Source organism: Caldithrix sp. (assembly GCF_056497305.1).
In genome coordinates, this window is the sequence record NZ_JBSMDE010000179.1 from 19,525 (window position 1) to 27,097 (window position 7,573).

The window sequence follows — 7,573 nt, forward strand, 5'->3', positions numbered from 1 at the left end:
ATTATTAAACCGGTGATGCATTAAACATTTTTTTTGCCAAAATCGCGTTCCAGTGGAATAAACGGTAAAATGAGAAAACCAGGAATGGTGGCGATAACGACCCAGATGAAAAACGTATGGTAGCCCACCAGTTCCTGAATCCATCCGGAGAACATGCCCGGAATCATCATGCCCAGAGCCATAAAACCGGTTGTTATGGCAAAATGAGCGGTTTTGTGCCTGCCCTGAGAGGCGTAAATCATGTACAACATGTAAGCCGTAAAACCGAATCCGTAGCCAAATTGTTCAATTGCCACACACAGATTGACAATCAACAGGCTGTCGGGCTGCACGGCAGAAAGGTAGATGTACACCGCATCCGGTAAATTAATGGCAATGGCCATTGGCCACAACCAGAATTTTAAACCGTGCTTAGCTGCCAGAAAGCCGCCTAACAAGCCTCCGATGGTCAGCGCCAGAATACCAACCGTTCCATAGACAAAACCTACCTGGCCCGTTGTTAGGGCTAATCCTCCGGCTTCCTGGGAATCCAGTAAAAACGGGGAGGCCAATTTGACCAGTTGCGACTCGCCAAGACGATAGAGCAAAAGAAAAGCAAGAATCCAGCCAATTTTTTCCTTTTTGAAAAATTCGACAAAGGTGGCAAAAAATTCCTTGAGAATATTGCTAAGCCCCTCTGTAGCTCCCGGTTGATCAGTGGCCGGAAAGGGCAAAATAAATTTATGGTAGATGAAAAATCCCAGGAAGACGGCAGCCAGTAGTAAAAAGGTAATGGACCAGGCTAATGGGATGTTGCCTGCCGTGGCCTTAAAAGTTGCTTTAGAGCGGTGTTTTAGCTTTGGATCGAGTTGAATGGCAGCAATAGCCGGTTTGTTCCAATTATGTTCATCAAAGGTAATACGTGTTCCATAAGCGCTGCCTTCCAATAAAAAAATACTCTTGTCTCCTGAAATGCGGCCAAAATTGACAACCACACGTTCACCAGCCCGAGGTTTATTGGAAAGATAGAAATAAATAAGACCAATATTTCCCGTAAAATCACTTTTCAGGTGCGTGGCTTCATGTTCTGCAAAATGCGTTTTGATCCAATGGCCCAACGGTTCGGCGATATGTTTGCTCCACCACGATCTTTCGTTCTCCTGCACAACTACAAAGCGCTGATCGGGCTGGGCAAAACCATGCTCAATATTCCATTCCCGGACAAACTTAAGCAGGGAATCTTTTGTCGAGATGGTAATGGGCGTCTCAGGAATGATCAGGGTATCTTCAGGAAAGGTAAGGATGCGCAAGGTTCCCTGCTGGGGCTCAATTGTGAAACACTCGGGATTAATCCGTTCAATTTGCGTTTCCTGTGGCTGGGCGATGACCTGCAGATTTACACTTTCCAGGCCAGTGTGGCTTTCCAAGTATCCGGCAAAGATGATCAATAAGCCCTGCCCGGTAATCATGGCAAAACGGTAAAAGGTGCTACGGACGCCCACAAACCAGGCCTGTTGCCGTTCTGTAAGACCTAACATGTAAAAACCGTCAGCGGCAATATCGTGTGTGGCAGAGCTAAAGGCTAAAAGCCAGAAAAAAATCAGAGTAAATTTGAAGAAATTGGGCAGCGGAATGGTAAGACCAATCCCCGCCAGACCGGCGCCGATCAACAATTGCATGCTTAACACCCAAAAGCGCTTGGTCTTGAGTAAATCGACCAGGGGGCTCCAGAGCGGTTTAATGACCCAGGGCAGGTACAACCAGCTGGTGTACAGCGCAATGTCGGCATTGGAGATGCCCAGGCGCTTGTACATGATGACCGAAACCATCATTACAACCACATAGGGTACGCCTTCTGCAAAATAGAGCGAAGGCACCCATAACCATGGATTACGGGACTCTTTAGGGGTAAAAGAACGCTTCATAGGTTCAATAAATCCTTTTTAACTGACTTCCCGGGTAGTAGTGCAGCACAATCTTTTCGGATGTGTAACCGAGTAAAGACATGCCCAGAGCGCCTATCTGGCAGAGGCCTACACCATGGCCCCAGCCTGCGCCTTTGTATTTAAAAGCGACCGGATGCCTTCCGTTTTCTTTATATTGCGCTTCAATCAGAACGGCCGAACTGTACAAAAAGTTCGGATGCAATCCCAGTCGAATATCGTATTCCGTCTGCAAGACGAATTCTTTGTTTTGGCCTGTTTGGTCAATATACAAAATTTTTAGTTTATTTGCCCGTCCCGATTCACCCCGATTTAAAATTTTTAATTGCACAATAAACTTGGCATTTAGATTAAAATGTCGGCTCAGGTTGTTGACCAGGGTTTTCTGATCAATCGTTTCTTCCCAGCGGAAATAGTGGCCGGCTTCATCAACCTTGCCCAGGTAGAAACTTAATTTTTCTTCTGGTATGACATGGGGGGAGCAAAAGGTTTTTGGCACACTCTCAACCCATGTTCTAAAATTTTTTTCAATGGAGAGTGGTTTATGCCATTGGGGCGGATCGCTTTCGGCATCGGCTTTGACTTTAAAACAAGGCTGAGCCTGACCCGGCCAGATGGTTTCAAAAGCCTCCATTACACCGCCGCAACTTTTGGAATAACGGGCGTCGCAGATTTGGCCCTGGACCAGCAGTACCTGCCCCTGGGTATTTTGCGTCGCTTTTACCGATGGCTCGCTTAAAAAAGTGGTGCCCTGATAGCGCTGACAGCAATCGTCATTGCAAACATCCATACCCAGATGGCGATGCTTTTGCTCTACGTTGGCCAACAACCAGGATCGGGCAGCAATGGTCTGCGCTTCCAATAGCGCGATGGGGCATTGCGCTCCCATTTCGGAGGTGGCCACACACATCAGGTATTTTTCTAATGGTAATTCATTGATTAAAATCAGTTTTTCCTGATATCTTCTGACGATAATCGTTTCCGGCAGGTAAACATTGATGTATTTTTTCCAGTGAAAACCTCGCCCGGCTACTACATTTTTAATCTGCATTCCCTGATTCTTTTTTAAGCCGGGAGTTTTAAACACAGGAAACAGGCGAATTTCGCCGGGCGCTGAATACGTCTGGTCATTGATTGTAATAATGATCTGATCGTTTTTCAATTTAAAAAAGATCTGCTGTTCGGCTTCGAGCAAAAACGATTTCCCGGAAAATTCCAACTGATAATCTTCATCGGCCGGGCTGAGCATGGAAAGGGAAGTGTAGGCATCTTCCGGTAAAATGATTCCTACGTCAATAATCGGTTCTTTTTGTGGAATGTTTCCTTTTTCTAACATCGGTTATTTCCTATTGATTAAAGTGCAGGTAAGCGTCAATTCCTGCGCCTAAGGCAGGGGCTTCTCTTAATTTGGAAATGGTAATAATCTGATCTAATTTTTGATAATGGGCTTTGGCCTTTTCATCCAGATGGGCTGAATGTAGGATCAAGTTCTCCAGAGTTTGTAACAGGGGAAGTTTTAAAACTTTTTGACCGGCTTGCGATTGAATCAGTTCACCCAATCGTTGCCCGAGTATGATGCGTTCCAATAAGGTTTTTAGATAGGGATGCTGACTTTGCAAGGCCGGCCGATTGGGATTAACAAAGGAAAAGAGATTTTGCCAGCCGGCGTAGAGTGTTACCATCCGCTCATAAAGCAGAGCGGCCAAATTTTTGACAATCAACTCGAACGTTTTTAAAGCATTACTTTCATTTTGTAAAGCCATTTTGGCTATTTGTAGAGGATAGATGTTTTGAGTATTCAAATCAGCCAGGCTTGTGCCGCTGATTTCGGCATACAATTTTTGCATGCCTCCTACAGAAGCGAATTGCTCCAGAGAACGGTCTTCGCTGGTTTTTAGTTCCCAGGTTTTGGCCATCCAGGAACGCGTCTGGTCAAAAGGTACCAACTTGCCCTTTAGTTTTAAGGCATCGGCCACGCCGGTGCCACCGCCCAGATAGTAGGCGTTGGTCACGGATTTGAATTGGCCTTCGCTGGAATAATTTTCACCGATCCCGCAATAATCGGCGTCGCTGCCAATGCGTTGTAACGGTTTAACGTATTCAATGCCCGATAATGCCAGGCGTTGTTCGAGCATATTGGCATATTGAGGAATGCGTGGCCCGTTGGCCAGCACTTCAATACCGCGCTGATCCGCTGTTTTCAGGCCAGGCATGCCCAGGCCAAACAACACGCGGTTCAAACCTGATTTTTGGGCAATCGCTTCGATGACCAGGGCACAGGCTTCCACGTAAACCGCGCCCTGCTGTTCTTCTTCTGCTGTAAGCTGAATGTGACCTGAAACCCGCTCATTTAACTGCTGGGTTACCGGAAGCGGTTTAAAATCGGGCAAAAATCCAGGCAATTCGGAATAGGATTTAGTGGCGTTGAGTTGCCCGAGGGTAAATTCCTTTTTCTGCGCATCGACCTTCACTTGCCAGGCGCTAACCTTGGTAGCGCCGCCATCGATGCCAATGAGAATATATTCCTTTTGTTCCAAATTACATCCTTTCCTGAACGATCTACTTTGCGATGGCATTCATTTTTTGTCGCCGTTTGATGGCCTCGGCGCGCATAAAATCTTTGGCTTCATCATTCCGATCGATGGTGATTTGATCGATGCTGTGATCCGTACCGCCGGAATGACGTACCACCTCGTAAATGGCGTCCCAAACCCGTCCAATGCGATGGCGCTCGCTGACCTGCAGCACCATGTGGTAATCTTCGCCATAGTTACGGGCAAAGGGCTCTTCATTCATGCTAAAGCCTATTTCGCGAATCAATTGAATGGGCAGGGAACGTGGGGCGCCAGCCCCGTTAATGCGCAACAAATTGTTCCGGCCATTCTCTTCGGTCCATTCATCGTGAGTGACCACCGGCAAATCTTCCATTCTAAAGTAACGTCCATCGTCTTCTAATTGCCACACTTCGTAAGAACCGATGACCATGCCAACTTTAGGATCGCTCTCGTAAACGGCCAATATTTTTTCCACAGCATTGGGTTTTAACCGATCGTCGGAATCGAGTTGAACATAGTACTGGCCGCGGGCATGTCGCGCGCCCATATTTAAACAGAAACCAATATTGTTAATGTCGTAAACCAGCATACGCACCTCTGGTTTTTGCGCATCGTATTTGTCGCCGCCCGGCTGGTAGCGTTTAACCTCTTCAATGGTTGGATCCTGCGGCCCGCCGTTTACCACAACAATGACTTCAACTTCGGGCACGGTTTGGGCCTGCACGCTCTCGATGGCCTTACCGATGAACTGCGCCCGATTGTTAACCGGAATGATAACCGAAGCCTTTAAAGTGGCGTCTGAGGGAGGCGCAGGACGCGCGGTGTAAAAGGCGCCTGGCGCCAGGTAGGCGTTAATGCGTTTCAGGTGTTCGGTAACCACCTTTTCGGCCTCTAATTGACTCTCTTTACTGGCCAGCAAATAATCGAATACATTGTGCTTTTTGCCTTTGGAAACAACACGATAAAGTGAGCCGTTGTAGCGGTTAGCAATGTGCGACAATTCGAATTTCTCTGAAAGACGCAGGCGGAGATCATAGAGTGTATTGAATTGTAATGTTTCATCGGCTAAGCCAATGTTTTGCAAGGCTTCTTTTAAAAAGAAAAAGACGCGTCCGTAATCCTGATTATCGCGGACTCGCCCAATGTGATGTTTTAACAGATGAATCTCTTTGATCTGCCCATCTTCTTCCAATTCATAGTCACTGTAAATCATGGCAGCCTTTTGGTTATGAGAAAAAGACTCAATAGCCAGCTCAATCGCTGCCTGCTTTAAACGGATTTCACTTTGTTGATTGTTAACATAAACCACGTATTGACCGGTAGCCTGCTTTAAGGCTGAATTTATTTGTTTACCCAAGGTCTGGCGCTCATTTACTTCAATAAAGTGTAGCGGAAATTTATTGGCACTTTTATCATCAATCGCCAAAGAAGCGGTGTCTTTCAATACGAGTATTTCAATATGAGGATAAGTCTGATCAAAGATACTGTTCAATGTGGGCAGGAAGCGTTGGGGATCATCCTGGTGTAAAATCACTGAAACATGTGCGTTTTTCATAGGAAGCTCCTGTATTGTTTCTAATAGAGTAAATATTTGATTCTTTTTTGTTTGAATTGTTCCAGGTCATTTTGCCACTTAGCGGCGATTTGCGGAACAGATTTTCCGGCTTTTAAATCCTCAATAATCCACGAGCAACCAATCACCTTCTGAAACATGGTTACTCTGTTCTGGTATTGAAAAGGATCGTGATCGGGGTAGAGTTTTAGAATGGTTTGCAAGATGTAAAGTCCAGTTTGGTACGAGTTAAATTTTGCAGGATCGGTAATGTGCAATTGAACGCCCTGACAGATTTCGCCTTTGTAAGATGCGTAATAGGGCTTAAAATAAAGGGGTCTGAAAATGATGCCGGGCAGGCGTAGATCATTGAGCGCCTGGGCCAGCTGGTAACCGTCGATCCAGGGAGCGCCGACCAGTTCGAAGGGCGAGGTGTAGCCAACGCCTTCGGAGATGGCCCTCAGCTCACCGATGGTGCCCGTGGCGCCCATGTAAAGAATGGTTTGCCAGTGGGGAACATGGGGCGAGGTGGGTACCCACAGTAGGCCGGTTTGATCCCAGTACATCTCCCTTTTCCAGCCAATCAGGGGAATCACCTGTAAATCGCAGTGAATATCGAATTCTTCATTAAAGTAGCGGGCCAGCTCACCGATGGTCATGCCGTGGCGGTAGGGGATAGGGTAGAGCCCAACAAACGATTCAAACCCTTTTTCTACCAGATTCCCTTCAATTTGCAGGCCGTTAATGGGATTGGGACGATCGAGCACAATAACCTGTTTGCCGTTTTCCGCTGCGGCTTCCATTACCATGGCCATGGTGTAAATGTAGGTGTAGCCGCGCAGACCAATATCCTGAATGTCCACCAGAAGAACATCGACATTCTTTAGCATCTCTCCGGTTGGCTTTTTGTGTGCCCCGTACAGGCTGTAAACCTGAATTCCGGTGTGAGGATCAACCTCGTCCTGTACATGTTCACCGGCGTAAATGGCGCCGCGAATACCGTGTTCTGGGCCGAACAGAGCCGTTAGCTCAATGTCCGGGTCCTTTGCCAGAAGGTCTGCCGTGCTGTTGAGCTTTGAATCCACGCCACTGGGATTGGTGAGCAAACCAACCTTTTTCCCTTTGACCAGGGATTTGTAATGGGCCAGAAAATTTTCGACACCCAGCCATACCCTGTTTTCAGTTCGTGAATCCAGCGGAAGTGATTTTTTAACTAAATGTGACTGGCAGTTTACAACCAGAAAAAATCCGATTAACAACAATAATTTACTTCGGAAATTCATAGGCTTTCCAATGTTTATTAAGAAACTGAACAAACTAAAAGAAAAGATAAGAATATCTATTATTAAATACAAAAATTTTTAAAGTAAATATTTGGTTGCTCACAGTTTCTGAATTTTAAAATACTTCCTTCAAAAGATCTAAGGCAGCATAGCCGCAACCAAAAGTGATAGAAACTGTTTTAATCACAATTATATTTCGCGCAGATTTAGCAGATATTCGCAGAAATAATTTAAACCAATTCTTCAACACGTCCTCCCTAA

General features: G+C 46.1%; 5 protein-coding genes. All 5 read right to left on the reverse strand.

What is annotated here, in order from left to right:
- Positions 1 to 20: 20 nt before the first annotated feature.
- The 5 genes from ACWB0I_RS14760 to ACWB0I_RS14780 are packed head-to-tail and all read right to left on the reverse strand — an operon-like array spanning position 21 to position 7,312.
- Complete coding sequence (locus ACWB0I_RS14760; protein ID WP_479388838.1) at positions 21 to 1,904, reverse strand: MFS transporter; 1,884 nt, start codon at positions 1,902 to 1,904, stop codon at positions 21 to 23.
- Positions 1,905 to 1,908: 4 nt separating this feature from the next.
- Positions 1,909 to 3,258: a SpoIID/LytB domain-containing protein gene (locus tag ACWB0I_RS14765; RefSeq protein WP_479388839.1), complete on the reverse strand. Its 1,350-nt coding sequence runs from the start codon at positions 3,256 to 3,258 to the stop codon at positions 1,909 to 1,911.
- A 10-nt stretch (positions 3,259 to 3,268) separates the two neighbouring features.
- A complete protein-coding gene (locus ACWB0I_RS14770) occupies positions 3,269 to 4,459 on the reverse strand; it encodes a hypothetical protein (RefSeq protein ID WP_479388840.1) in 1,191 nt (396 codons plus the stop codon).
- A gap of 22 nt (positions 4,460 to 4,481) precedes the next feature.
- Positions 4,482 to 6,032: a glycosyltransferase family 2 protein gene (locus tag ACWB0I_RS14775; protein ID WP_479388841.1), complete on the reverse strand. Its 1,551-nt coding sequence runs from the start codon at positions 6,030 to 6,032 to the stop codon at positions 4,482 to 4,484.
- A gap of 20 nt (positions 6,033 to 6,052) precedes the next feature.
- Entirely contained in the window at positions 6,053 to 7,312 is a 1,260-nt protein-coding gene (locus tag ACWB0I_RS14780) for an exo-beta-N-acetylmuramidase NamZ family protein (RefSeq protein WP_479388842.1), read from the reverse strand.
- Positions 7,313 to 7,573: the final 261 nt, after the last annotated feature.